The 24,632-nt window shown below is 62.8% G+C and carries 25 protein-coding genes; 16 read left to right on the top strand and 9 right to left on the bottom strand.

Annotated features, from left to right (window positions below; genetic code table 11):
- Window positions 1–7: 7 nt before the first annotated feature.
- Together M2394_RS03275 and M2394_RS03270 are read left to right on the top strand one after the other, a co-directional pair.
- Complete coding sequence (locus M2394_RS03275) at window positions 8–715, top strand: response regulator (protein ID WP_178924747.1); 708 nt, start codon at window positions 8–10, stop codon at window positions 713–715.
- Window positions 716–1,993 (top strand): ATP-binding protein, encoded by a 1,278-nt coding sequence (locus M2394_RS03270; protein ID WP_259171617.1) that lies wholly within the window; start codon window positions 716–718, stop codon window positions 1,991–1,993.
- A gap of 112 nt (window positions 1,994–2,105) precedes the next feature.
- Here M2394_RS03270 and M2394_RS03265 read toward each other — a convergent pair whose 3' ends face one another.
- From M2394_RS03265 to M2394_RS03250, 4 genes are all read right to left on the bottom strand, one after another.
- Entirely contained in the window at window positions 2,106–2,897 is a 792-nt protein-coding gene (locus tag M2394_RS03265) for a MipA/OmpV family protein (protein WP_259171616.1), read from the bottom strand.
- A gap of 17 nt (window positions 2,898–2,914) precedes the next feature.
- Window positions 2,915–4,738 (bottom strand): serine hydrolase, encoded by a 1,824-nt coding sequence (locus tag M2394_RS03260; protein WP_259171615.1) that lies wholly within the window; start codon window positions 4,736–4,738, stop codon window positions 2,915–2,917.
- 94 nt (window positions 4,739–4,832) lie between these two features.
- Complete coding sequence (locus tag M2394_RS03255) at window positions 4,833–5,321, bottom strand: GFA family protein (protein WP_178924755.1); 489 nt, start codon at window positions 5,319–5,321, stop codon at window positions 4,833–4,835.
- A 32-nt stretch (window positions 5,322–5,353) separates the two neighbouring features.
- Window positions 5,354–6,244, bottom strand: coding sequence for a LysR family transcriptional regulator (locus M2394_RS03250; protein WP_176995816.1), 891 nt, complete (start codon window positions 6,242–6,244; stop codon window positions 5,354–5,356).
- 266 nt (window positions 6,245–6,510) lie between these two features.
- Between M2394_RS03250 and M2394_RS03245 the strand changes: the two genes are divergently transcribed.
- From M2394_RS03245 to dctM, 8 genes are all read left to right on the top strand, one after another.
- On the top strand, window positions 6,511–7,329 hold the full coding sequence (locus tag M2394_RS03245) for a MaoC family dehydratase N-terminal domain-containing protein (protein ID WP_178924757.1): 819 nt from the start codon (window positions 6,511–6,513) through the stop codon (window positions 7,327–7,329).
- Between the two features lie 28 nt (window positions 7,330–7,357).
- Entirely contained in the window at window positions 7,358–8,521 is a 1,164-nt protein-coding gene (locus M2394_RS03240; RefSeq protein WP_176995818.1) for an acyl-CoA dehydrogenase family protein, read from the top strand.
- Window positions 8,522–8,531: 10 nt separating this feature from the next.
- On the top strand, window positions 8,532–9,881 hold the full coding sequence (locus tag M2394_RS03235; RefSeq protein ID WP_259171614.1) for an MmgE/PrpD family protein: 1,350 nt from the start codon (window positions 8,532–8,534) through the stop codon (window positions 9,879–9,881).
- A gap of 9 nt (window positions 9,882–9,890) precedes the next feature.
- Window positions 9,891–11,084 (top strand): CaiB/BaiF CoA-transferase family protein, encoded by a 1,194-nt coding sequence (locus tag M2394_RS03230; protein WP_259171613.1) that lies wholly within the window; start codon window positions 9,891–9,893, stop codon window positions 11,082–11,084.
- 69 nt (window positions 11,085–11,153) lie between these two features.
- Complete coding sequence (locus M2394_RS03225; protein ID WP_259171612.1) at window positions 11,154–11,969, top strand: CoA ester lyase; 816 nt, start codon at window positions 11,154–11,156, stop codon at window positions 11,967–11,969.
- Between the two features lie 153 nt (window positions 11,970–12,122).
- Window positions 12,123–13,106 (top strand): TRAP transporter substrate-binding protein, encoded by a 984-nt coding sequence (locus tag M2394_RS03220; RefSeq protein WP_159956088.1) that lies wholly within the window; start codon window positions 12,123–12,125, stop codon window positions 13,104–13,106.
- Window positions 13,107–13,280: 174 nt separating this feature from the next.
- On the top strand, window positions 13,281–13,913 hold the full coding sequence (locus M2394_RS03215) for a TRAP transporter small permease (RefSeq protein ID WP_259171608.1): 633 nt from the start codon (window positions 13,281–13,283) through the stop codon (window positions 13,911–13,913).
- Window positions 13,913–15,193, top strand: coding sequence for a C4-dicarboxylate TRAP transporter large permease protein DctM (gene dctM, locus M2394_RS03210; protein WP_178924767.1), 1,281 nt, complete (start codon window positions 13,913–13,915; stop codon window positions 15,191–15,193). Before M2394_RS03215 ends, dctM begins: the two co-directional genes overlap by 1 nt.
- A gap of 64 nt (window positions 15,194–15,257) precedes the next feature.
- Here dctM and ampC read toward each other — a convergent pair whose 3' ends face one another.
- Window positions 15,258–16,400 (bottom strand): class C beta-lactamase, encoded by a 1,143-nt coding sequence (gene ampC / locus M2394_RS03205; RefSeq protein WP_178924769.1) that lies wholly within the window; start codon window positions 16,398–16,400, stop codon window positions 15,258–15,260.
- A 129-nt stretch (window positions 16,401–16,529) separates the two neighbouring features.
- Between ampC and M2394_RS03200 the strand changes: the two genes are divergently transcribed.
- Complete coding sequence (locus tag M2394_RS03200; RefSeq protein ID WP_178924771.1) at window positions 16,530–17,408, top strand: LysR family transcriptional regulator; 879 nt, start codon at window positions 16,530–16,532, stop codon at window positions 17,406–17,408.
- Window positions 17,409–17,481: 73 nt separating this feature from the next.
- Window positions 17,482–18,666, top strand: a complete 1,185-nt coding sequence (locus M2394_RS03195; protein ID WP_259171607.1) for a DUF2252 domain-containing protein — start codon at window positions 17,482–17,484, stop codon at window positions 18,664–18,666.
- A 125-nt stretch (window positions 18,667–18,791) separates the two neighbouring features.
- Here M2394_RS03195 and yghX read toward each other — a convergent pair whose 3' ends face one another.
- Both yghX and M2394_RS03185 read right to left on the bottom strand, forming a co-directional pair.
- Window positions 18,792–19,679, bottom strand: coding sequence for a YghX family hydrolase (gene yghX, locus M2394_RS03190; RefSeq protein ID WP_259171606.1), 888 nt, complete (start codon window positions 19,677–19,679; stop codon window positions 18,792–18,794).
- 44 nt (window positions 19,680–19,723) lie between these two features.
- Window positions 19,724–20,218 (bottom strand): PaaI family thioesterase, encoded by a 495-nt coding sequence (locus tag M2394_RS03185; RefSeq protein WP_259171605.1) that lies wholly within the window; start codon window positions 20,216–20,218, stop codon window positions 19,724–19,726.
- A gap of 134 nt (window positions 20,219–20,352) precedes the next feature.
- Here M2394_RS03185 and M2394_RS03180 point away from each other — a divergent pair, with 134 nt between their 5' ends.
- Window positions 20,353–20,907, top strand: a complete 555-nt coding sequence (locus M2394_RS03180) for a YceI family protein (RefSeq protein ID WP_178924779.1) — start codon at window positions 20,353–20,355, stop codon at window positions 20,905–20,907.
- Here the strand turns inward: M2394_RS03180 and M2394_RS03175 are convergent.
- Window positions 20,904–21,794, bottom strand: coding sequence for a DMT family transporter (locus M2394_RS03175; protein ID WP_259171604.1), 891 nt, complete (start codon window positions 21,792–21,794; stop codon window positions 20,904–20,906). The two genes, M2394_RS03180 and M2394_RS03175, sit on opposite strands and share 4 nt — an antisense overlap.
- Before the next feature lie 91 nt (window positions 21,795–21,885).
- Between M2394_RS03175 and M2394_RS03170 the strand changes: the two genes are divergently transcribed.
- Window positions 21,886–23,211, top strand: a complete 1,326-nt coding sequence (locus tag M2394_RS03170; protein WP_259171603.1) for a PLP-dependent aminotransferase family protein — start codon at window positions 21,886–21,888, stop codon at window positions 23,209–23,211.
- 28 nt (window positions 23,212–23,239) lie between these two features.
- Here the strand turns inward: M2394_RS03170 and M2394_RS03165 are convergent, their stop codons facing one another.
- Window positions 23,240–23,671, bottom strand: a complete 432-nt coding sequence (locus M2394_RS03165) for a nuclear transport factor 2 family protein (RefSeq protein ID WP_176995833.1) — start codon at window positions 23,669–23,671, stop codon at window positions 23,240–23,242.
- 260 nt (window positions 23,672–23,931) lie between these two features.
- Between M2394_RS03165 and M2394_RS03160 the strand changes: the two genes are divergently transcribed.
- Entirely contained in the window at window positions 23,932–24,150 is a 219-nt protein-coding gene (locus M2394_RS03160; protein ID WP_178924785.1) for a DUF6434 domain-containing protein, read from the top strand.
- A complete protein-coding gene (locus M2394_RS03155) occupies window positions 24,147–24,617 on the top strand; it encodes a RidA family protein (RefSeq protein WP_259171601.1) in 471 nt (156 codons plus the stop codon). Before M2394_RS03160 ends, M2394_RS03155 begins: the two co-directional genes overlap by 4 nt.
- Window positions 24,618–24,632: the final 15 nt, after the last annotated feature.

Genomic DNA, 24,632 nt, shown 5'->3' with positions numbered 1-24,632 from the left:
AGAATTTATGGAAAACCTGGGTCTGGGCAAGGTTCTGCTCGTCGAGGACGATGAAAAGCTGGCGGGGCTGATCGCGCACTTTCTGTCGCAACACGGTTTCGAGGTGCGTGTGGTGCACCGGGGCGATGAAGCCTTGGCAGCGTTTCTCGATTTCAAGCCGAAAATCGTCGTGCTCGACTTGATGTTGCCGGGCCAGAGCGGCCTGCACGTGTGCCGCGAAATCCGCAATGTGTCCGACACGCCCATCGTGATCCTCACCGCCAAGGAAGATGACCTGGACCACATCCTGGGCCTGGAGTCCGGTGCCGACGACTATGTGATCAAACCCATCAAGCCACCCGTGCTGCTCGCCCGTTTACGTGCCTTGCAGCGCCGCCAAGTGCCCGAGCCCACCGTGCGCGGCTTCCTGGAGTTCGGCCGTTTGTCGATTGACCGCAGCTGCCGGGTGGTCAGCCTGGGCGACGAGAAGGTCGACCTCACCACCATGGAGTTCGAGCTGCTGTGGTTGCTAGCCAGCCACTCCGGCACCATCCTGTCGCGCGACGACATCCTCAACCGCATGCGTGGCATCGCCTTCGACGGCCTCAACCGCAGCGTCGACGTTTACATCAGCAAGCTGCGCGGCAAGCTCAACGACAACCCACGGGAACCGGTGTGCATCAAGACCATCTGGGGCAAGGGCTACCTGTTCAATCCGTTTGCGTGGGAGGCCTAGATGCTACGGCTGTTTTTGCGCCTGTACGTCATCCTCGCGCTGGGGTTGGCCGGGGCGATCTGGCTGGTCAACTACACCTTCGACGAGCTGCTGCCCGAAGCCAACGAAGTCTATAACCGCGAAGCGCTGCGCGGCCCGGCTTATGGCGTGGTGGAGCAACTGCGCTCGGTGCAGGGCGCGGCCCGCGAGGCGCGCCTGGCCGAGCTGCAACCCCATTACGGCTTGCACCTCAAGCTGGTGGAACGCGATGCCATGGCCCTCAACGAGCGCGAGCAAAAGCTGCTTGCCGACGGCCAGTTGGTGGTGCGTGGCGACTTCATGGAGTTCATCACCAATATCGACGGTGGCCCGCAACTGCTGGACATCAAGTTGCCGGAAGAACCCAAGTGGTTGTACCTCTGGGCCTATAGCTTCCTCGGGGTGAGCCTGGCGATCGTGTTGTATTTCTGGGTACGCCCCCATTGGCGCGACCTGGAGCATATCCGCCTGGCCGCGCAGCGGTTTGGCGATAACGACCTGGGTTCACGCATCCTGCTGCCGCGCCGCTCCACCGTGCGCGAACTGGCCGGGCACTTCAACCAGATGGCCGAGCGCATTGAAAGCCTGATCGCCAACCAGCGTGAGCTGACCAACGCCGTGTCCCACGAGCTGCGCACGCCGATTGCGCGGTTGTCGTTCGAGCTGGACCAGCTCAAGCAACAGGCCGACCCGCGCCAGAGCCGCGAGCTGATTTCCGATATGTATGCCGACCTCGGCGAGCTGGAGGAAATGGTCTCGGAACTGTTGACCTACGCCAGCCTGGAGCGCGGCGCCACCCAAGTCACCCGCGAAAGTATCGAGGCCCACAGCTGGCTCGACAGCGTGATCGGCAGCGTGGCGCTGGAGGCCGAGGCGGCCGGTGTGCAGTTGTCGTTACGCACCTGCGAGGTGGATTTCATCCAGATCGAGCCGCGCTTCATGGCCCGTGCGGTGATCAACCTGCTGCGCAATGCCATCCGCTATGCCGAGCGCCGCGTGGAGGTGTCGCTGGTCAAGTTCGGCAGCGGCTACGAAGTGCGGGTCAACGACGATGGCCCGGGCGTACCGCTGGACGGCCGGGCCAAGATCTTCGAACCTTTCATGCGCCTGGACGCCAGCCGCGACCGCCGCACCGGCGGCTTCGGCCTGGGCCTGGCGCTGGTGCAGCGTGTCAGCCAGTGGCACGGCGGGCAGGTGGAAGTGATGGATTCGGAGTGGGGCGGGGCATCGTTCCGCATGACCTGGGCGTATGCCGAGTGAATGTGTAGACGTTCTAATGTGGGGCGGGCTTGCTCGCGAATGCGGCCGATCAGTCGAAGTATCTTTGCCTGACACACCGCCTTCGCGAGCAAGCCCGCTCCCACCTATCAGGTCAGAAGGTGTACTCGACCATCCCCATCACCGACGTCTGCAACCGTCGCTCCACAATCGGGCTCTTGCCCGCTTCATCTGCCAGGTACTGCACGTCCAGCAAGGTCGAGAACTGGGTGTGTTCGCTGATTGGCACGCTCCAGGTCAGGTTCATGCCGTTGCTGATGTTGCCCGCGCCAGCCTTGTAGGCCTTGAAGCGGCTTTGCGCGGCCTGGCCGGTGGTCACGCCGTACCAGGTCTGCAAGTACTCACGGTCGCCGAAGTGGCTGCTCAGGCCAGCATCGACTGAACCATAGCGGCCTTCATACAGGTTGGTACCCAGGCTCAGCTCCAGGTGGGTATAGGCCTTGCCGATGTCCTTGTGATCGTTTTCCTTGAACGCATGCTCCAGGGTCGCCCCCGCGATCACGCCGCCCAGGTTGTAGCTGGCACTGACGCCCAACTGCGGGCGTGACTTGATCTCGCCCATGCCCTCGAGGCGTTTGGAGCCTGCGTGCAGGCTGTCATTTTTATCTTTGCGTGAACCGCTGGCGCCCACGTAGGCGCTGAAGCTCAGGGCATTCCCTTCATAACCCCAACCCAGGCCTTTGTCGGTGTCGAGGAAGATGCCCCAGGGGCTGACGACTTTGCCGCCCAGCACTGGCGCGGTCATGCGTTCATCGCTGCCGCTGTAGCGCGGCGCATTAGCCACGCCCGCCTTGAGGCTGTATTCCCAGTCGTCGGCGAATGCCGTGTTGGCGCCCGCAAGCAGGCACAGCGAGGTCATCGACAGGCAAAGGTTTCTTGAGCGCATCAGGGTGGTCTTCCGTATCAGAAAATCAGAGGGTTATTGGGGGAGTGCGTGCGTTTGAAGGAGTAGCCCGAAGCGCTCAAGCCGTTGACCTGGCGGCTCACGGTGTCGCCCAGGCCATAGCCGTTCCCGGCCAATACCGCGTGGGCGTTGTCGACGGGGAGCAGGATGTAGTCGGTCAGTGGCTCGTCATGCAGTTGGCCGCGAATCACCAGGAAACCTTCTTCCAGGCGCACGCTGATCCCGCTCAAGGGCGCGTCGGGCTCATGGGTATTGAGCACTTGATAGGTGCCGATGGTGTCGGCCCAGGCCAGGGGCAGGGGCGGCGGGTCGATGCGTTCGCCAATGGCAATGCGCTGGCCGTGGCTGCGGGCGGTAAGCATCTGGCGGCCCTGTACCGTCACCACATCCAGCTGCACGCGGCCCAGTTCGCCGAGGTCCTTGAGCCAGAAGCCGAGGATTTTCTTCTGCGCACGCAGCCAACCGTGATCGTCACGCAGCAGTTCGAAATCGTACCCGGCCAACTCGCCGGTCAAGCGATCAGGCTCATCCTTGATCCGGAACACCCCCCAAGCCGTCGCATAAAACCCGGCCAGGCGCTTGCGGTCGACGGCGGCCGGCACATGGCGCAGCTTGAGGCCGTGGGTGGGCGCCTGGCAGTCGTCGGCGCACACCGGTTCGCCGGTTTGTGCCTGCAGCATCAGGCGCAGGGCATCGGTGGACAACGACACCACCATGTCCTCAGCGTTGCTGTCGTTGGCCATGATGATCACGGCCAGTTGCTGGTCGGGCAGCAGGGTCAGTTGCGCGGCAAAGTCATCACCACCGCCGCTGTGCTGGTAGGTGCGTACGCCTGCGCCAATAGGCTCGTCACCGCAAGGCGCGAGGAACCAGGCCAGGCCTATCTGGCAATCGAAGTCCAGGGCATTGCCGGTGTTTTGCTGGGTGAACATGTCGTCGATCGAGGCGCGGCTCAGCACGGCGCTGCCTTTGTAGGTGCCTTGGGCGAACAGCATCTGCACGTAGTGAGCGAGGTCTTTGGGACTGGTCCACAAACCGCCCGCAGCGAGGTCGCGCACTTGGGCGTCGGTACTGGCGACGCCATCCTCGTAACCCAACGCGCGATAGTCGAGTTCGGCGCGGGTGCCGACAAAACTCGACTGCTTCATCTCCAGCGGCTTGAGCAGGCTGTTTTGCAATTGGGCCTCAAAGCTTTTGCCGCTGCTGCGCTCGATGGCGGCGCCGACCAACGAGTAACCGAGGTTGGAATAGGCCACCTGGGAGCCGGGCGGGCTGCTCAGCCACACCCCTGATATGCGTGCCGGCATCTGCCCCATCGCAAAGCTGCTGCGCAGGTCACGCAGGTGTTCGCTGGGCAAACCGGATTGGTGGCTGAGCAAACGGCGCAGGGTGATATCGCGGTCAGCGGCAGCCTGGTCGGTGTGAAAGCGCGAACGCACGTAAAACTCGCGCAAGGTCTGCTGGATCGGCGCATCCAACGCCAGGCGTTGCTGTTCCACCAGTTGCAGGGCCGCCGTGGCGGTCAGCAGCTTGGAGATGCCCCCGGCGCGAAAGGCCGTATTGGGCGTGACCGGTACACCCTGGCTTTTGTCAGCCAGGCCAAAGCCACGGGCCCAGATCAGCTCCTGGCCATTGACCAGGGCAATGGACAGACCGGGCACATTCTCCCGGACCATGTCCCGGGGAATGCGGGTTTGCAGGTAACGGATGATCGCGCTGTAGTCACCCTTGGGAATCGGCGGCGGGGCAGGCGGTTGCCCATGGCACCCGATACTGCCCAGCAGGCAACCCAGCAGTGGAATACCGCGCAATGTGCGAAACATGAAGAGCACCCGGATGGTGATGTGGATGCTCGAATGCTAGGGCCGTGCCCGCCCACAATCTTTGAGAGCTTTGTCGGGAAACTGTCAAAGACTGTTAACGGGCCAATCCCAATCGCGCATGCCACTGGGCGATGGATTCCTCGGGGTATTCGTCGAACTGCAGGTCGCCCTTGCGCACGCTCACTTCAACCCAGGGTGCCTTGGAGCCCAGCATCAAGTGGGTGTGCTCCGGCGGCACCGGCAACGGCGTGTCGATGGCCGAGGCAAACGGGTGGATCAGCTCCGGCCACTCGGGGCTGAACAACCACAAGGCACTGGCGCACTGCGAGCAGAAGTGTCGCTCGGCCGTGCTCGCATGGGCGCGGCTGGCGCCGTCCGGCTTGAGCTTGGCGTGGTAGATCGAAATGTATTTTCGCCCGCGTACTTTAAGGCTTGAGGCGTCGCCGCCCAGGTTGATCGCGTAGCCGCCACCGCCCCCGGTCTTGCGACAGATCGAGCAATAGCAACGCTGGTAAGGGTAGGGGTGGGCGCTGGTGAGGCTGAACGTCACGGCGCCGCAATGGCAGGATCCTTCTAAATGCATGGCTGTCTCCTTTGGCAAGGTGACTGTTGAGCTTAGGCGCTCTCGGGCATCAAGGTGGCGATCAACGCGCGGATCGTCCCCGGCAAGGCTTCCAGCTCGCGCACCAGGATGCTGCGCTCGCGAATCGCCCAGGGCTCATCCAGCTTGACCGCCACCAGTTGCATGGTCCGGCTGTGCCGCACGGCGGCAGACTCCGGAATGATCCCGATGCCTACACCGGCCTCGACCATCCGGCAGATCGCCTCGAAGCTCGACACCTGGATACGCAACGACAAATGCTTGCCGATGCGCTCCACGTGTTCACGCAAAAAGCTCAACAGCGTGCTGCCTTCATGCAGGCCGATGTGCTGGTAGGCGAGGGTCTGTTCCAGGGTGACTTTGGCGTGGCCAGCCAAGGGATGATCCACGGGTACCATCAGCACCAGTTCGTCGGTGCTGAAATGCAGCACCTGCAAACCTGCCGCTTCCACGGGGCCGGCGATGATGCCCATGTCGCTGGTGCCGTCCAGCACGCCGCGCACGATATCCCGGGACAGTCGCTCTTGCAGGTCTACTGTCACCCCGGGGCGCTTGGACAAGAAACCCGCCAGCACTTCCGGCAGGAACTCGGTGACGGCCGTGGTGTTGGCGAAGATGCGGATGTGCCCGGCCGAATCCACGCCGTACTGGGTGAACTCGCTTTTGAGGTAATCCACCTGGCGCATGATCAACCGCGCATGGTGCAGCAGCCGCTCGCCGGCCGGGGTGATCTCCACGCCCCGGCTGTCACGGTAGAGCAGGCGCGTGTCCAACTGGCCTTCCAACGCCTTGATCCGCGCACTCGCGGCGGCCGGTGAAAGAAACGCCCGCTTGGCGCCCTGGGTGAGGCTGGGGGATTCGGCGATATGGATAAACAGGCGCAGGTCAGCAAGATCGAAGTGCATGGCGGCTCCAGGTTGAACATGACTCTCATCACAATGGAGATCTCATTGTGGGAGCGGGCTTGCTCGCGAAGGCGGTGTCTCAGTCAATGAATGTGTATCGGGCAAACCGCTTTCGCGAGCAAGCCCGCTCCCACAGGGAATCGCCTCGTACATAAGAGTGGCGTTCAGCATAACCGAACGCTGGTTTATTGAAATGCAAATTCTCAGAACGGGCACGCGCTTGCATGATCCGGGGCAGACACCCACTGCCAGAGGACCTGCACCTGATGAGCGCCACAGACTGGATCGGCCGAAGCGAAACCGCCCACGACCATTTGAGCCATAACCTGCTCAAACGCATTGCCGCCACGTTCGGTGAGCCAGTGCCTGAAGATGGTGCGCCCGTGCCCCCGCTGTGGCAGTGGTGTTTTTTCCAGGACCCGGTGCCAGAAGCGGCGCTGGGCAGCGACGGCCATCCGGCCCGAGGCGGCTTCCTGCCGCCGGCTGACAACCGCAACCGTATGTGGGCCGGTGGGCGCCTCGAATTCCTGCACCCCCTGCGTGCCGGTGAAGCGGCCACCCGCGTATCCACCATCACCCAGGTCGAAGAAAAGGCCGGTCGCAGCGGTTCGCTGTTGTTCGTCACCGTGCGCCACGACTACTCCCAGCAAGGTCGCCTGGCCATCCGCGAAGAACAGGACATCGTCTACCGCGAGCCCACGCCACCCAAGCAGGGCAGCGGTGAGGCGCTGGCGGCCGGCGAATGGCGCGAAGCCGTCGAGCCCACCCCCACCTTGCTGTTTCGCTACAGCGCCGTGACCTTCAACGGCCACCGCATTCACTACGACTACCCCTATGTCACCGGCACGGAAGGCTACGCCGGGCTGGTGGTGCACGGGCCGCTGATCGCCACCTTGAACCTGCGTGCCTTCTGCCGTGCCCACCCCGACAAGACCTTGCGCCGTTTCGCCTATCGCGGTGTGCGCCCACTGATCGCGCCGCAGGCCTTTGAAGTGGGCGGGCGCCTCACTGAAACCGGCGTTGCCGAGCTGTGGGCCGGTAACGGCGATGGCCTGGCGCAGACCGCACACGTGCATTTCGAATAATCAAAGAACAACAGGCGGAGAGCCGTTAATGAACCCCCATGACAATGAAGAACTCAACGCCATCCGCGAAGGCGTGCGCGCCTTGTGCGCCGAATTCGATGCCGCCTACTGGCGCAAGATCGATGAAGAAAAAGGCTTCCCGGAAGCCTTCGTCAAGGCCCTGACCGACGCCGGCTGGCTGTCGGCGATGATCCCCGAAGCGTACGGCGGTTCCGGCCTGGGCCTGGCCGAAGCCTCGGTGATCCTTGAAGAGGTCAACCGTTGCGGCGGCAACTCCGGCACCGTGCATGGCCAGATGTACAACATGTTCACCCTGTTGCGTCATGGCAGCGAAGCGCAAAAAAGCTTCTACCTGCCCAAGCTGGCCAGCGGCGAACTGCGCCTGCAGTCGATGGGCGTCACCGAGCCCACCACCGGCACCGACACCACCAAGATCAAGACCACCGCGATCAAGCGCGGCGACAAGTACGTGATCAATGGCCAGAAGGTGTGGATCTCACGCATCCAGCATTCCGACCTGATGATCCTGCTGGCGCGCACCACGCCGTTGGCCGAGGTGAAGAAAAAGTCCGAAGGCATGTCGATCTTCCTGGTGGACCTGCGCGAGGCCATCGGCAACGGCCTCACCGTGCAACCCATCGCCAACATGGTCAACCATGAAACCAACGAGCTGTTCTTCGACAACCTGGAGCTGCCCGCCGACAGCCTGATTGGCGAGGAGGGCAAGGGCTTCAAGTACATCCTTGACGGCCTCAATGCCGAGCGCACGCTGATCGCTGCCGAATGCATCGGTGACGGCCGCTGGTTCATCGAAAAAGCCAGCGCCTATGCCCGCGACCGCGTGGTGTTTGGCCGGCCCATTGGGCAGAACCAAGGCGTGCAGTTCCCAATTGCCGAAGCCCATATCGAAATCGAGGCGGCCGACCTGATGCGCTGGCGTGCCTGCGAGGAATACGACAGCGGCCGCAATGCAGGAGCCAGCGCCAATATGGCCAAGTACCTGGCGGCCAAGGCGTCCTGGGAAGCGGCCAACGCCTGCCTGCAAACCCACGGCGGCTTCGGGTTTGCCTGCGAGTACGACGTGGAGCGCAAATTCCGCGAGACCCGCCTGTACCAGGTGGCGCCGATCTCCACCAACCTGATCCTGTCCTACGTGGCCGAGCACCTGCTCGAACTGCCACGCAGTTTCTGAGGGCCCGACCATGAGCCATACCCAAGCGCTGTGCCGGTTCCTCGCCGCATTGAATTACGAGCAATTGCCTGACGCCGTGCTGGCGCGCACCGAAGACCTGTACCTGGACTGGTTGGCCTCGGCCCTGGCCAGTAAAGGTGCGCACCCGATCCCGTTGTTCGAACGTTATGCGCAGAAGATGGGCCCTGCCAGTGGCCCAGCCCAAGTGATCGTCAGTGGCGGCAGCAGCAGCGCCTATTTCGCTGCGCTGGTCAACGGTGCGTCGTCCCACCTGGTGGAGCAGGACGACCTGCACAACAGCTCGGTGCTGCACCCGGCCACCGTGGTGTTTCCGGCGGCGTTGGCCGCAGCACAAGACCTCGGCAAATCCGGCCGCGACCTGCTGCTGGCATCGGTAGCCGGCTATGAAGCGGGCATTCGCATCGGCGAATTCATGGGGCGTTCCCATTACCGCATCTTCCACACCACGGCCACCGTCGGCACGCTCGCAGCTGCCGTGGCCGTGGGCAAGCTGCTGGGTTTCAACGAAGAACAATTCATCAACCTGCTCGGCAGCGCCGGCACCCAGGCCGCAGGGCTGTGGGAGTTCCTGCGCGATGCCGCCGACTCCAAGCAACTGCACACGGCCAAGGCGGCGGCGGATGGGTTGCTGGCCGCTTACCTGACGGCCGACGGGCTGACCGGTGCGCGCAATATCCTCGAAGGTGACCAGGGCTTGGCGGCGGGCATGTCCACCGATGCCGAACCCGCCAAGCTGTCTGCCAACCTGGGCAGCCGTTGGGCGCTGTTGGAAACCTCGTTCAAGTTCCACGCCTCGTGCCGCCACACCCACCCGGCCGCCGATGCCTTGCTCGGCCTGATGCAACGCGAAGGCCTGCACGCTGAACAGATTGCACGCGTGCAAACCCATGTGCACCAGGGCGCCATCGACGTGCTGGGCCGCGTGAAGGTGCCGGCCTCGGTGCACCAGGCCAAGTTCTCCATGGGCACCGTGCTCGGCCTGATCGCTGTGCATGGCAAGGCGGGCCTCACTGAGTTTCACGAACTGGCGTTGAACGACCCGGCTGTCGCTACCTTTCGCGACAAGGTCAGTATGACCCTGGACCCCGAAGTCGATGGCGCCTACCCGCAGCGCTGGCTCGGCCGCGTCACCGTCACCACCACGGATGGCCGCACGCTGTGTGGTGCCATCGACGAGCCCAAGGGCGACCCGGGCAACACCCTGAGCCGGGCAGAGCTGGCGGACAAATTCCAGCGACTCATCCACTTCAGCGCTGCCCGCACCCCGGCCCAAGCCAATGCCCTGATCGAGAAGGTCTGGGACTTGCGCAACGCCGCGTCCATGGCCCACTGGCTTTGAGGGATCATCATGACTAACCAACGACCACTGGACGGCATCACCGTCATCAGCCTGGAACATGCGATTGCCGCGCCATTCTGCACCCGCCAATTGGCCGACCTGGGGGCTCGGGTGATCAAGGTGGAGCGCCCGGGCGCCGGCGATTTTGCCCGGGGCTACGACGAGCGCGTGCGCGGCCTGGCCTCGCATTTCGTGTGGACCAACCGCTCGAAGGAAAGCCTGACCCTGGACCTCAAGCAGGACGAGGCGGGCGCGATTCTCGAGACCCTGCTGGCCGACGCCGACGTGCTGGTGCAGAACCTGGCGCCCGGCGCAGCGGCGCGCATGGGCCTGTCGTTCGAGGCGCTGCATGAGCGTTTTCCACGGTTGATCGTCTGCGACATTTCCGGCTATGGCGAAGGCGGGCCGTATGAAAAGAAGAAGGCCTACGACCTGCTGATCCAGAGCGAAGGCGGCTTTCTGTCGGTGACGGGCGGGCCGGGCGAAGACCAGATGGCCAAGGCCGGCTGCTCCATCGCCGACATTTCGGCGGGCATGTACGCCTACAGCGGCATCCTCTCGGCCTTGCTGTTGCGCGGCAAAACCGGCAAGGGCAGTCGTATCGACGTGAGCATGCTGGAAAGCCTGGTGGAGTGGATGGGCTACCCGATGTACTACGCGTTCGACGGCGCGCCCCAGCCACCGCGTGCGGGCGCCGCGCATTCGACGATCTACCCCTATGGGCCGTTTCCTACCGGTGACGGTGGCACGGTGATGCTCGGTTTGCAGAATGAACGCGAGTGGGCGGCGTTCTGCGACAAGGTGCTGCTCACGCCGGAACTGGCGACGGATGAGCGTTTCTCGGCGAACTTCAAGCGCTCGGCCAACCGCGAGGTGCTGCGCCAGATCATCGTCGACCGCTTTGCGCAGCTCGATGCCGAGGCCGTGATCCAGCGCCTGGAGGAGGCGCAGATTGCCAGTGCACGGGTCAACGACATGCAGGGCGTGTGGGAGCACCCGCAGCTCAAGGCCCGCGACAGCTGGCGTGAGGTTGATAGCCCGGCCGGGCCGTTGCCTTCGCTGCTGCCGCCGGCACGCAACGCGGCGTTCACCCCGCGCATGGACGCCGTACCGGCACTGGGGCAACACAGCCAGGCCATCCTCGACAGGCTCGGTTACAGCGCCGACGCCATCGAAACCCTGAAAACCCGCGGCGTCATCTGACCCGCATCCCCTTTGTAGGCGCCGGCAAGCCGGCTCCTACGGGGGCTGTGATAACAAGGAAATTCTGTGATGCCCAAGCCATTAGTGCGCTCTGCGCTGTTTGTACCCGGCAGCCGCCCGGAACGATTTTCCAAAGCCTTGGCCAGTGGTGCCGATGCGGTGATCGTGGATTTCGAAGACGCGGTGGAAGAACCCCTCAAGCGCCAGGCACGGGACAATCTCGGGGCCTTTCTCAGCGCCAACCCGGCGGCCCAGGTCTGGGTGCGCATCAACGCGCCGGAACATGCCGAGCACTTTGAGGACGTGGCGTTCTGTAAAGCCCACCCAAATGTGGCGGGTGTGCTGTTGCCGAAGGTCGAAAGCGCAGCCCAGGTGGCGGTGGTGGCCGCCACCGGCAAAGTGATCTGGCCGATCATCGAAAGTGCACGGGGCTTGCTGGCCGTGGCCGAGATCGCCCACGCCCCTCAGGTGGAACGCCTGTCGTTCGGCGGCCTGGACCTGGCGCTGGACCTGAACCTGAGCAGCCATTCGCCGGCCGCCCAGTTCGCCCTGGACCAGGCGCGCCTGGCGCTGATCGTACATTCCCGCGCAGCCGGGTTAGTGGCGCCGCTGGACGGCGTGCACCCGGCCATCGACGACCCCGAGGGCCTGCGCCGCTCGATCCGGCATGCCTATGAAATGGGCTTCGCCGGGGCGCTGTGTATTCATCCCAAGCAGGTGGCGGTGATTCATGAGGCGCTGGCGCCCAGTGCCGAGGATCTGGCCTGGGCTAAGCGCGTGGTGGAAGGCGGCGCCAGCGGGGCAGGCGCCTACCAGATCGATGGACAGATGGTGGATGCACCGGTGTTGCTGCGTGCCCAAAGATTGCTGGCCGCCCAGATCTGACTGACACCACCTACTCAAAAACTGTGGGATCTCCATTGTTCTTTGGATTGGTGTTCGGCCAGGCCGAACGCAGGTATCAAAAAATCGAAATTCACTACACGCGCCACATCAGGCACCTTGCCCTACAACACAACAATAAGAAGGTGATTTCCCATGCTCAAGCTTTCCCGGGCGCTGCTGTGCGCCGCCACCTTGTTTGCCGCGGGCCTGGCCCAGGCGGCGGACCCGATTGTCATCAAGTTCGCCCACGTCGTCGCCGAAAACACCCCTAAAGGCCAAGGTGCGCTGCTGTTCAAAAAGCTGGCGGAAGAACGCCTGCCGGGCCGAGTGAAAGTCGAGGTGTACCCCAACTCGTCGCTGTTCGGCGATGGCAAGGAAATGGAAGCGCTGCTGCTGGGGGATGTGCAGATGCTGGCGCCGTCCCTGGCCAAGTTCGAGCAATACACCAAGCAAGTGCAGATCTACGATTTGCCGTTCCTGTTCAACGACCTGGCGGCCGTCGACCGCTTCCAGGCGGCCCAGGGCAAGGCGCTGCTGACCTCCATGCAGGACAAGAACATCCTCGGCCTGGCCTATTGGCACAACGGCCTCAAGCAATTGTCGTCGAACAAGGCCCTGCATGAACCCAAGGATGCCCGGGGCCTGAAATTCCGCGTGCAGGCGTCCAGCGTGCTCGAAGAACAGTTCAAGGCGATCCGCGCCAACCCGCGCAAGATGAGCTTTGCCGAGGTGTACCAAGGCTTGCAGACCGGCACCGTGAATGGCACCGAGAACACCTGGTCGAACTATGAAAGCCAGAAGGTCAACGAAGTGCAGAAGTACTTCACCGAGTCCAACCATGGCTTGATCGACTACATGGTGATCACCAACGCCAAGTTCTGGAACGGCCTGCCACCGGATATCCGCACCACCCTGGAGCAGATCATGGCCGAGGTCACCGTCGAGGTGAACAAACAGGCCGAAGCGCTGAACCAGTCGGCCAAGCAAAAGATCATCGACGCCAAGACCAGCGAAATCATCGAGCTGACCCCCGAGCAACGCCAACTCTGGCGCGAAGCCATGCGCCCGGTGTGGCAGAAGTTCGAGGGTGAGATCGGCGCTGACCTGATCAAGGCGGCGGACGCCTCCAACCAGTGATTCCAGGTTGTACCGAGATCCCATGTGGGAGCGGGCTTGCTCGCGAATGCAGTCTGTCAGTTGATAGAACTGGTGACTGACACACCGCTTTCGCGAGCAAGCCCGCTCCCACATTTAGCTCCGGCTTACACCCTGAGCCTTGCACAACCCATCTCTTTTACGCGAGGTTTTGCCATGCAAACGCTAAGGCGCGTCTGGGAGCACCTGGAGGAAGGTTTTATCGCTTTCCTGCTGGCCGCCATGACCCTGGTGACGTTCGTCTACGTCATGCTCAACAACATCTACACGCTGTTCTTTGCCCTGGCTGACAAGTGGGCGTTCAGCAGCGGCTTCTTCAACGCCCTGGGCGACGGCACCATGACCTGGGCCCAGGACATGACCTGGAGCGTGGCACTGACCAAGGCCATGTTCGGCTGGCTGATTTTCTTTGGCATTTCCTACGGCGTGCGCACCGCTGGCCACCTGGGGGTGGACGCGCTGGTCAAGCTGACCAAGCGCCCGGTGCAGCGCATCCTCGGCATGCTCGCCTGCCTGTGCTGCCTGGCCTATGCCGGGCTGTTCATGCTCGCCAGTTACAAGTGGGTGAGCGCCGTGATGACCGCCCACATCGGCGCCGAAGACCTCGACCAATACGGCATCGACGTCGGCGACATCGTGGTGATCGTGCCCATCGGTTTTGCCATGGTGTTCATCCGCTACCTGGAAATTTTCTACCGCATCTTCACCCACCGTCAGGTCGGGTTGGGGCTGGCCGATGAAGCCGGTGAGGCCAGCAAGTTGGCCGGCAGCCATGAGGAGCGTCACTGATGGCCGTGCTCTGTCTGTTTCTGCTGTTGTTCGTGTTCATGTTCCTCGGCGTGCCGATCGCGATTTCCCTCGGCTTGTCCGGCGCGGTGTCGATCCTGATGTTCAGCCAGGACTCGGTGAGTTCCCTGGCGATCAAGCTGTTTGAAACCTCTGACGCCTACACCTTCCTGGCGATTCCGTTCTTCCTGCTGTCCGGTGCGTTCATGACCACTGGCGGCGTGGCGCAGCGGCTGATCGACTTTGCCAACGCCTGCGTCGGGCATATTCGCGGCGGCCTGGCGATTGCCGCGGTGCTGGCGTGCATGCTGTTTGCGGCGCTGTCCGGTTCGTCACCGGCGACGGTGGCGGCGGTGGGCTCGATTGCCGTGGCGGGCATGGTGCGTTCCGGTTACCCGAAGGAGTTCGGCGCGGGGATCATCTGTAACGCCGGTACTTTAGGCATCCTGATTCCGCCGTCGATTGTGATGGTGGTGTATTCGGCGGCCACCGAGACCTCGGTGGGCAAGCTGTTCATGGCGGGTGTCATCCCGGGGCTGTTGCTGGGCTTGATGCTGATGGTGGCGATCTACATCGTCGCGCGCATCAAGAAATTGCCGGCCCAGCCACGGGCGACCTTCCGCGAGTGGCTGACCTGCGCACGCCGGGCGTTCTGGGGCTTGCTGCTGCTGGTGATTATCCTCGGCGGTATCTACAGCGGCATGTTCACCCCGACCGAAGCAGCGGCCGTGGCAGCGGTGTACTCGGCGTTCGTGGCCTTGTTCATCTACAAGGACATGAAGTTCCGTGACTGTCCCAAGGTGCTGTTGGAGTCCGGGCGCCTGGCGATCATGCTGATGTTCATCATCGCCAATGCCATGCTGTTTGCCCATGTGCTGACCACTGAGCAGATCCCTCAGGAAATCACCGCGTGGGTGATCTCCGAAGGGCTGACGCCGATCGGCTTCCTGATCATGGTCAATGTGGTGCTGCTGGTGGCGGGCAGCTTCATGGAACCGTCCGCCATCGTGCTGATCCTGGCACCGATCTTCTTCCCGATTGCCATGAAGCTGGGCATTGACCCGATTCACCTGGGCATCGTGATGGTGGTGAACATGGAGATCGGCCTGGTACACCCACCGGTGGGGTTGAACCTGTTCGTGACATCCGCCGTGACCGGGCTGAGCCTGGGGCAGACTATCCGTGCGGCGCTGCCGTGGCTGATGATTTTGCTGGTGTTCCTGATCATGGTCACCTACCTGCCGTTCATCTCGCTGGCGTTGCCGCACTGGCTCGGCATGTAACTCGCGCCCCAAACAATGTGGGAGCCGGGCAAGCCCGGCTCCCACATTAAGTTGTTGTTCGACGTTAGTGGTCGAGCGCGCTCAAGATCGCATGGGCCAACTTCACCCGCTCCGCATTCGGGTAGTTCTTGTTCGCCAGGATCACCACACCTATATCCTTGCTCGGCACAAACGCCACGTACGCACCAAAGCCTGCGGTGGAACCGGTTTTGTTGTACAGCACGTTGGCGGGTTGCACCTGCGGTGTCGCGAGCCAATTGGCCTTGTGCGGCTCCATGGCCATCGGCGTGGAGTTGCCATCGATCAATGCCTGCAGCGTGATCGGATAGGCGTAGTACTCCCAGCCGAGACCCTGGGTCATGTCGTTGACGGTGTAGTAACCGGTATGCGTGGTGGCGATGGCTTGTTGCAGAGGTTTTGCCAGCGTCTCAGTGTGCATGTTGACCATCACGTAGCGCGCCATGTCTTGGGTGCTGGTCTTGATGCCATAGGCTTCACTGTCCAGCGCACCGGGGCCGACACGTACAGGTTTGTGCTGCTTGTCGTAGCCCTGGGCATACTGGCCGGCCTTTTCGGCGGGGACGCTGACATGGGTGTTCTTCAGGCCCAGCTTCGGCAACAGGGTGCGTTCCATGGCCACGTTGAATGGCTGATGAAGGCTTTGCGCGGCAAGGTAGCCGAACAAGCCGATGCTCGGGTTGGAGTACAGCCGCTGGACGCCGGGTGCGTAAGTGGGTTTCCAGTGCTGGAAGTAGCCGAGCATGGCGCCCGCATTGTCGGCGGCATCCGGAAACTGCAGTGGCAGGCCCCCGGGCGTGTAGGTGGCCAGTTGCAGCAGGCTGATACGGTCAAATGCGCTGCCATAGAGGGTGGGCAGGTACTGGCTGGCGTTGTCGGTCAATTTGAGTTTGCCCGTGGCCTGGGCATAGCCGCCGAGGGTGGCGGTAAAGGTTTTGCTGACGGAACCGATTTCAAACAGGGTGTTCTCGGTGACAGGCTGTTGGGTGCTTTTAGAGGCCACGCCGTAGTTAAAGTATTGCGCCTGCCCATTTTTCACCACCGCCACCGACAGGCCGGCAATGCCTTGTTGCTGCATCAGCGGTTCAACGCGGCTGTCGACGACCTGGCGCAGGCCCGTGTCCGCCATGCAGCTGCCGCTTGCGAGCAATAACGCCGAAATCATTAAGGCGTGTACGTTACGATTCATGCTGATTCGCTTCCCTATAAAAACGCAATGAGAGGATGGCCTGCGCAGGCGCCGCAAATCTAGGTAGATTTCAGCCGTGGGGCAAACGATGATATCTCGCACCAGCCATTAGATAAATTTGGGTCAGACATGCTGCGTTCCCATCTTCCCCTCAACGCCCTGCGTGCCTTTGAGGCTTCCGCCCGGCATTTGAGCTTCACCCGGGCCGCCATCGAGTTGTGCGTCACCCAGGCCGCGGTCAGCCATCAGGTCAAGAGCCTGGAGGCCCAGTTGAACGTCACCCTGTTCAAGCGCCTGCCCCGAGGCTTGATGCTGACCAGCGAAGGCGAAACCTTGCTGCCGGTGGTGCGCGAGTCCTTCGACCGCATTGCCCAGACCCTCAGCCAGTTCGAAGGCGGCCACTACCGCGAAGTGCTCACCGTGGGCGCGGTCGGCACCTTTACCGTGGGCTGGCTGCTGCCGCGCCTGGCGGATTTCCAGGCGCGCTACCCCTTTATCGACCTGCGCCTGTCCACCCACAACAACCGCGTCGACGTCGCCGCCGAAGGGCTCGACTACGCCATCCGTTTCGGCGCCGGTGCCTGGCACGGCACAGACGCCTGCCAACTGCTCGAAGCCCCGCTGACCGTGCTGTGCGTCCCTCAATTGGCCGAGCAGTTGCACACGCCCGCCGACCTGTTGAAGCATACGCTGCTGCGCTCCTACCGTGCCGATGAGTGGACCCAATGGTTCCACGCCGCCGGCTTGCCCGCCGACACGCCTGTGCCGCGCAGCATCATGTTCGACTCCTCCCTGGCGATGATGGAAGCCGCGCTGCAAGGCATCGGCGTGGCCCTGGCCCCGGCGATGATGTTTTCGCGGCAGTTGGAAAACGATGCGATCCGCCAGCCGTTCGACGTGGGCATCACCACCGGCAGTTACTGGCTGACGCGTTTGCAGTCACGGGCAGAGACGCCGGCGATGTCGGCCTTCAAGGGCTGGCTGACGGAAGTCATCGGGCAGGCATGAAATTTTATTCGTGAAACAAAATGAAACATTTGTGCCGGGCTAACCTCTACCGTACCCCGACCTGAGTGCATTCATGAAAAGTCCGCGTCCCTCCGCCCGCATCCCTCACCTCACTCAACTGCGTAACCTGAAAATGGCGCGTTCCGCCCACGCCTACGTGCGTGGCAGCACCGTGCAGTTCTACGAGTGGCTGCACAGCCAGCGCGGCCGGCGCTTGCCCCATGGCCCGGCGATCTGGATCTGCGGCGATTGCCACGCGGGCAACCTGGGGCCGACCGGGGACACCAAGGGTCGTATCGACATGCATATCCGTGACCTTGACCAGACCGTGATCGGTAACCCGGCCCATGACCTGGTGCGCCTGGCGCTCTCATTGGCCACGGCGGCGCGTGGCTCGGACCTGCCCGGCGTGACCACCGCACGCATGCTTGAAGAAATGATGGTGGGTTACGAGCAGGCTTTCAAAGACAAGCCTGATGAAGTGCCACCGCGCCCGTCCCAGGTCAAGGCGGGTATGCGCAGTGCGGTAGAGCGCACCTGGAAAAACCTGGCGCGTGAACGCATCGAAAATGCCCGGCCGACGATTCCGTTGGGCAAGCATTTCTGGTCGTTGTCGCGGGCAGAAAAAAGCGCGCTGGCCAGCGTCTGCGCTTCGGACGAGATCCACCAGTTGGTCACCTCTCTCAAGGGCCGCCCCAAGGGCGCCAAGGTCGAACTGCTGGACTCGGCCTATTGGGTCAAGGGCTGCAGCTCCCTGGGCCTGTTGCGGTATGCCGTGCTGTTGGGCGTGGGCGACAAGGACGATCAAGAATACTGCCTGATCGACATCAAGGAAGCCGTCGGCGCCGCTGCGCCCCGTGCCCCGCGCGCGAAGATGCCACGGGACAACGGTCGTCGCGTGGTGGAGGGCGCCCGCCAGCTGTCCCCCGGACTTGGCGAGCGCATGGTCGCCACGCGGTTCCTGGACCACGGTTTTTTCATCCGCGAACTGCTGCCCCAGGACATGAAGTTGGAGCTCGATGAGCTGAGTGAAATCGATGCCATGCACGCGGCCGGTTACCTGGCGCGTGTGGTGGGGATTGCCCATGCCCGGCAGATGGACCGCGACACACGCAAGGACTGGATGGCAGTGCTGCAGGAAAACCGCTCCAAACAGCTGGATGCGCCGTCGTGGTTATGGACCAGCGTGGTGCAGTTGGTGGGCAGCCATGAGCAGGGGTATCTCAACCATTGCCGGCGGTATGCCCTGGAACACTAATCTTGAGGACAACGACGTTCAAATGTGGGAGCGGGCTTGCTCGCGAATGCGGTGGATCAGCTGCATCTTCAGAGACTGACGAACCGCATTCGCGAGCAAGCCCGCTCCCACATGTTTGATTGCAACTAGGCCAGGTATTTGCGAAACCAGCCCAAAGTGCGTTCCCACGCCAGGTTCGCCGCCGCTTCGTCATAACGCGGCGTCGAGTCGTTATGGAAACCGTGGTTGGCCCCCTTGTAGATAAACGCCTCGTACGTGGTGCCTGCCGCCTTCAAGGCCTTCTCATACGCCGGCCAACCTTCATTGATCCGTGTATCCAACTCGCCGTAGTGCAGCATGATCGGCGCCTTGATGTGTGGCACGTCCTTGGCCGCTGGCTGGCGCCCGTAGAACGACACCGCGGCGCCCAGTTCCGGGTAGGCCACCGCCGCCGCATTGGTCACGCCGCCGCCATAGCAAAAGCCGGTGATGCCGACTTTGCCGGTGCTGCTGTCGTGGTGCATCAGCCATTCGATGGCGGCGAAAAAGTCGTTCATCAGCTTTTCGGGGTCGACTTTCTGTTGCAGTTCCACGCCTTTTTCATCGTTGCCCGGGTAGCCGCCCACCGAGGTCAGGCCATCCGGCGCCAGGGCGATGAAGCCGGCCTTGGCCAGGCGCCGCGCCACGTCTTCGATATAGGGATTCAGGCCACGGTTTTCATGCACCACCACCACGGCCGGCAGCTTGCCGCTGGCCTTGGCCGGGCGCACCAGGTAGCCGCGCACCGTGCCGTTGCCCTTGGGCGAGGGGTAGGTGATGTAGTCGGCGACGATGTCCGGGTCGGTGAACTTCACCTGTTCGGCCAGGGCGTAGTTGGGGCTCAGGGCGGCGAGCAGGGCCGAGGCGGTGAGGCCGCCAAAGGTGAACAGCGCAGCGCGGTCGAGAAATTCACGGCGGTTGATCTTGCCGTGGGCGTAGCCGTCGTAGAGTTCCAGCAATTCGGGGGCAAAGTCTTTCGCGGTAAGACGAGTCATCGGTGCAATCCTCGATTAGCGGTGGCCGTCAATGTAGACCAGGTTCAACCCTCGCGGCCATGGGCAGCGGCGGCCAACTGCGCGGTGTCGACGCGCACGAACACCGAATCGCCAATGGCCGTCAGCACGTCACCGGCGTACACCTCGCAGACCACGCGGCTCTTGCGCCCCACATCGCCTTCGACGCGGGCGCGCAAGGTCAGCGTAATGCCCATGGGGGTCGGCTTGATGAATTTGATGCCGAGGTTGCCGGTCACGCAGTCGATGCGCGGCGCACTGCCGGGCTCGCGCCCTTCGGCGCGATAGTGGTAGGCCATCGCGGTCCAGTTCGAATGGCAGTCCACCAGCATGGCGATCAGGCCGCCGTAGACCAGGTCGGGCCAGCCGGTGAATTGAGCGTCGGGCAGATGCTCGGCGATCACGTGAACGCCGTCGGCATCCCAACGGCTCTTGATGTGCAGGCCGTGCGGGTTGCTGCCGCCGCAGCCGTAGCAGATGCCTTCGGGTGCTGTGGTGTCCTGCAGGGAAGGGGCGTGCATGAGAGGTCCTTATCTTTCTGGGGCGACTACTCTGTTTAGCAGGACACGCGCCGGATGGGAATAAATCCATGACATGGGGTGTTAGCTCAGCACGTGTGTCCTTTTCTCTTGTGGAGTGTTCCCTGATGCGTCGAATGGCCCCAGTCGTCCTGCTGGCTCTTGTCTTCGGCTGGTTGTCCAGTGCCCAGGCCGTGGAGTACCAGGACGTCAACCGCACCGCCAGCCAGATCAGCTTCACCTTCCAGCAGTTTGGCCAGCGGGTGTACGGCACCTTCAGCCAGTTCGAAGGCACGTTGACGTTTGACACGCAAAAGCCCGAGGCGGGGCATGCCTTGCTCAAGATCCAGCTGGCCAGCATCGACGCCGGCAGCCCCGATGCCAATGACGAGTTGCAACGCGCCTCGTGGTTCGACACCGCGACCTATCCGGTGGGGGTCTACGAGTCCACCGGCGTCAAGGCCTTGGGCGACAACCGCTTCAAGATCAGCGGCAACCTGACGATCAAGGGCATCACCCAGCCGGTGGATATCGATGTGCTGCTCAAGGAGCAGAGCGGCATCGGCGTGTTCGACGGTGAGTTTGTGCTCAAGCGCGGCGACTTCAAGATCGGCGAGGGTGAATGGGCGGGGAACAGCGTGGTGTCCGACGCCATCAACATCAAGTTCAAGATGGTTGCGCCTCAGCGCTAGCGCGCAAACTTCTTGGCCCCGGCCACGCAGCCGATCACCGCAACGGTCACCAGCACCATGCCCAGGCTGACCTGCTCATGCAGCAGGCCGGCGGCCAGCGCCAGGCCAAAGAAGGGTTGCAGCAACTGCAACTGGCCAACGGCGGCAATGCCACCCTGGGCCAGGCCGCGGTACCAGAACACAAAGCCGATCAGCATGCTGAACAACGACACGTAGCCCAGGCTGAGCCAGGCGGGCAGGCTGATGCCGGTGAGGCTGTGTGGCGCCAGCACCAGGCTGAATGGCACCACTATCGGCAGCGACACCACCAGCGCCCAGCAGATCACCTGCCAGCCACCCAGGCTGCGCGACAGCTTGGCGCCTTCGGCGTAACCCAGGCCGCACACCAGCACGGCCAGCAGCATCAACAGGTCGCCGGCCGGTGCCGCGCTCAGGCCCTGGGCCAAGGCGTAGCCCATCACCAACAGGCTGCCGAGGACTGAAAACAGCCAGAACACCGGGCGCGGGCGTTCGCCACCGCGCAGCACGCCGAACACGGCGGTGGCCAACGGCAGCAGGCCGATAAACACGATGGAGTGCGCCGAGGTCACGTATTGCAGCGCCAAGGCGGTGAGCAGTGGAAAACCGATCACCACGCCCAGGGCTACCACTGCCAGGGGGACCCACTGGTGGCGTGCGGGGCGTTTTTCCTTGAAGGCCTTCAACAGCAGCAGTCCCAGCACAGCGGCGAGTGTGGCGCGGATCATGGTCAGGAACACCGGGTCGAACTCCATCACCGCCAGGCGCGTGGCCGGCAATGAGCCGCTGAAAATCACCACGCCGATAAAGCCGTTGATCCAACCCTGGGTGCGGGTGTCCAGGGTGCTGAGTCGTGAAGTACGTTCCATGGGGAGAGGCCCGAAAAAAGAAAGGTTGCGTGGCGCTCATCCTAGGATTGAAGATAAAGACAATCAAAGAATTGTCATGGATACATCGCCCATGCCTCGCGCTCGCTACAAGTCCTTGGTCGACGCCTTTGCCCAGAGCATTCGCTCCGGCGAAATGCCCCCCGGCACGCGCTTGCCCACCCATCGCCAATTGGCCGCCGACCACGGCCTGGCGCTGGTCACCGCGAGCCGGGTGTACACGGAATTGGAAGCCATGGGCCTGGTCAGCGGTGAAACCGGGCGTGGCACTTTCGTGCGCGAAATCGCCTTGCCGCCAGGGCAGGGCAGTGGGCAGATGACCCTGGCCACCGGCATGCTTGACCTCAACTTCAACTACCCCTCGCTGCCAGGCCAGGCGGATCTGTTGCGCAGCGCCTTGCGCCAATTGGCGTTGTCCGGCGACCTGGAAGCGCTGTTGCGATACCAGCCCCACGCCGGCCGCTTGCATGAGCGCGCAGCGGTGGCGCGTCATCTGGTGAGTCGGGGGTTGGTGGTGGAGGCCGAGCAGGTGCTGGTGGTCAGTGGCGCCCAGCATGGCTTGGCAGTCGCGATGATGACGTTGCTCAAGCCCGGGGACGTAATCGCGGTCGATGCCTTGACGTATTCGGGGTTCAAGGTGCTGGCCGAAACCTTGCACCTGGAAATCGTCGCCATCGCGGTGACGCCCCACGGCCCGGACCTGGACCATCTGCACAGCCTGTGTCGCAAGCGCCCGGTGCGGGCGGTCTACAGCATTCCCACCCTGCATAACCCGCTGGGCTGGGTGATGAGCCTGGAACAGCGCGAGCGGTTGGCGGCGATTGCTCGTGAACATAACGTGACGATCATCGAAGACGCGGCTTACGCCTTCCTGGCGGAGGATGCGCCGCCGCCGATGGCGACGCTGGCACCTGAGCGCACGGTGTATATCGGTGGGTTTTCCAAAAGCGTTGCCACCGGTTTGCGGGTCGGTTTTATCGCCGCGCCATCAGCGCTGGTGAAGGGCCTGGAACGCACCATCATGGCCACCACCTGGAACGTGCCGGGGGTGATGAGTGCGATTGCCGTAGGCTGGATCGAAGACGGCACCGTCGCGCAGTTGGAAGCCCAAAAGCGCCAGGACGCTCAGGCTCGGCAAGCGCTGGCGGCGCAGGTGTTGAAGGGGGTGGATTACATCAGCCATCCGTCGTCGTACTTTTTATGGCTGCCGCTGGCGGAAGACATGCGCGCCGATCAGATCACCATGGCGCTACAACGGGAAAACATTTCGGTGTCCACTGCCGAGCCGTTCGCGGTGTCGGCGACGGTACCCCATGCGCTGCGCCTGGCATTGGGGTCGGTCACGATGCCGGCGCTGCGCGAGGCACTGCTGGCGGTGCGCAAGGTCGTGGTGTGGTGAGCCGACGGGCGCGGCTCACCCACAGGCCTCAGTACTTGTAAGCCTGACGGCCGATCAGCAGCCATTTGCCTTTCTGTTTCTGCCAAACCTGGAAGTTGTCGATGTCAGTCGGCACTTCGACGCCGCTGTTCACCGCCAGGGCGTGGAAGTGGTTGCGCACCAGGGCGGTGTCGCCATCCAGGGTGATGGTCTGGTTCTGCATCTCAAGGGTCTTGAATGCGCTGGTGTGGGTTTCCAGGTCGGCGATGAATTGCGCCTTGTTCTGCACCTTGCCGCTGGAGTGGCCATAGGTGAGTTTGTCGGAGGTCAGCGCGTGCAGTTGCTTGAGGTCCAGGTGCAGCATGGCTTGGGTCAGTTGGTCGACCGCTTGGGCCACATCCTTTTCGGCAGGGGCAGGCGCTGCTGCGACGTAGCCGGTGAACAGGCACAGAAAACCGATCAGCACTTTGACGTTTTGCATGGGTGTTTCCTTATTGTTGTGGGGGGCGACACGACGGCTTGAGTCGTCGTACAACCATGCAATATTTACCGTCGAGAAGGAAAGTGAAATTTTGAAATATCTCGAAAATATTCAGCGATAAGCTGTTCTAAGCGAAGTTTGATCTTGTACGACGTCCCAACACGTTGAGTTCTTCAGACGTGCAGTGCGTGCCGCTTCCTGCACCAGTAGCACATCGCTATGCTATGGCCGAAACAACAAACCATCCCCCGAGGGACAGCATGGATTTTGACTGGCACAGCGGTTCCATCACCCGCGCCACCCCCGTGACCCCGCGCTATAAAAACACCCAGAACGTTCGCCGCTTCATGCTCGAACACTGCGGCCCCGGGTTCAAATTCGACCGGCCATTCATGGCCTGGATTCGCAACGGCCAGCCCAAGACACTGGGCGATGTGGTGCAAGAATGGCAACGACGAAACCCGGAGATACGCCCATGACACGCGACGAAAAATACCAGGCCGCCCAGCAACGTATCGGCTATCTGCTGGAGGCGTTCAAGGTCGGTGGCAACTACACGCCGTTGGTGCGCGACGGCAACCACCTGTACATCAGCGGCCAGATCCCCCGCGTCGGCGACACGATTGTGCTGCCGGGCAAGGTCGGCGAAAGCCTGACCCTGGCCCAGGCCCAGGTGGCTGCCGGTATCAGCGTGCTGCGCTGCCTGGGGCTGCTCAAGCAGGCGCTGGGTTCGCTCGACCGGGTCAAGGCGATTCCGCGCATTGGCGTGTATGTGCGCAGTGCCGAGGACTTCGACCAGCAAAGCGAAGTGGCCAATGGCGCCTCGGACCTGCTGCATGAAATTCTCGGCGAGGCCGGGCTGCATACGCGTACCTCGGTCGGTGTGTTCCAGTTGCCTAAATCGGCCGCCGTCGAGATCGAAATGCTCGCCATCGCCCACGCCTGACCCCAAGGATTGATA

Source organism: Pseudomonas sp. BIGb0164 (genome assembly GCF_024810135.1).
Classification (GTDB): Bacteria; Pseudomonadota; Gammaproteobacteria; order Pseudomonadales; family Pseudomonadaceae; genus Aquipseudomonas.
The sequence above is the reverse complement of the archived record's forward strand: the minus strand, read 5'-3'. Positions and strand labels throughout refer to the sequence as shown.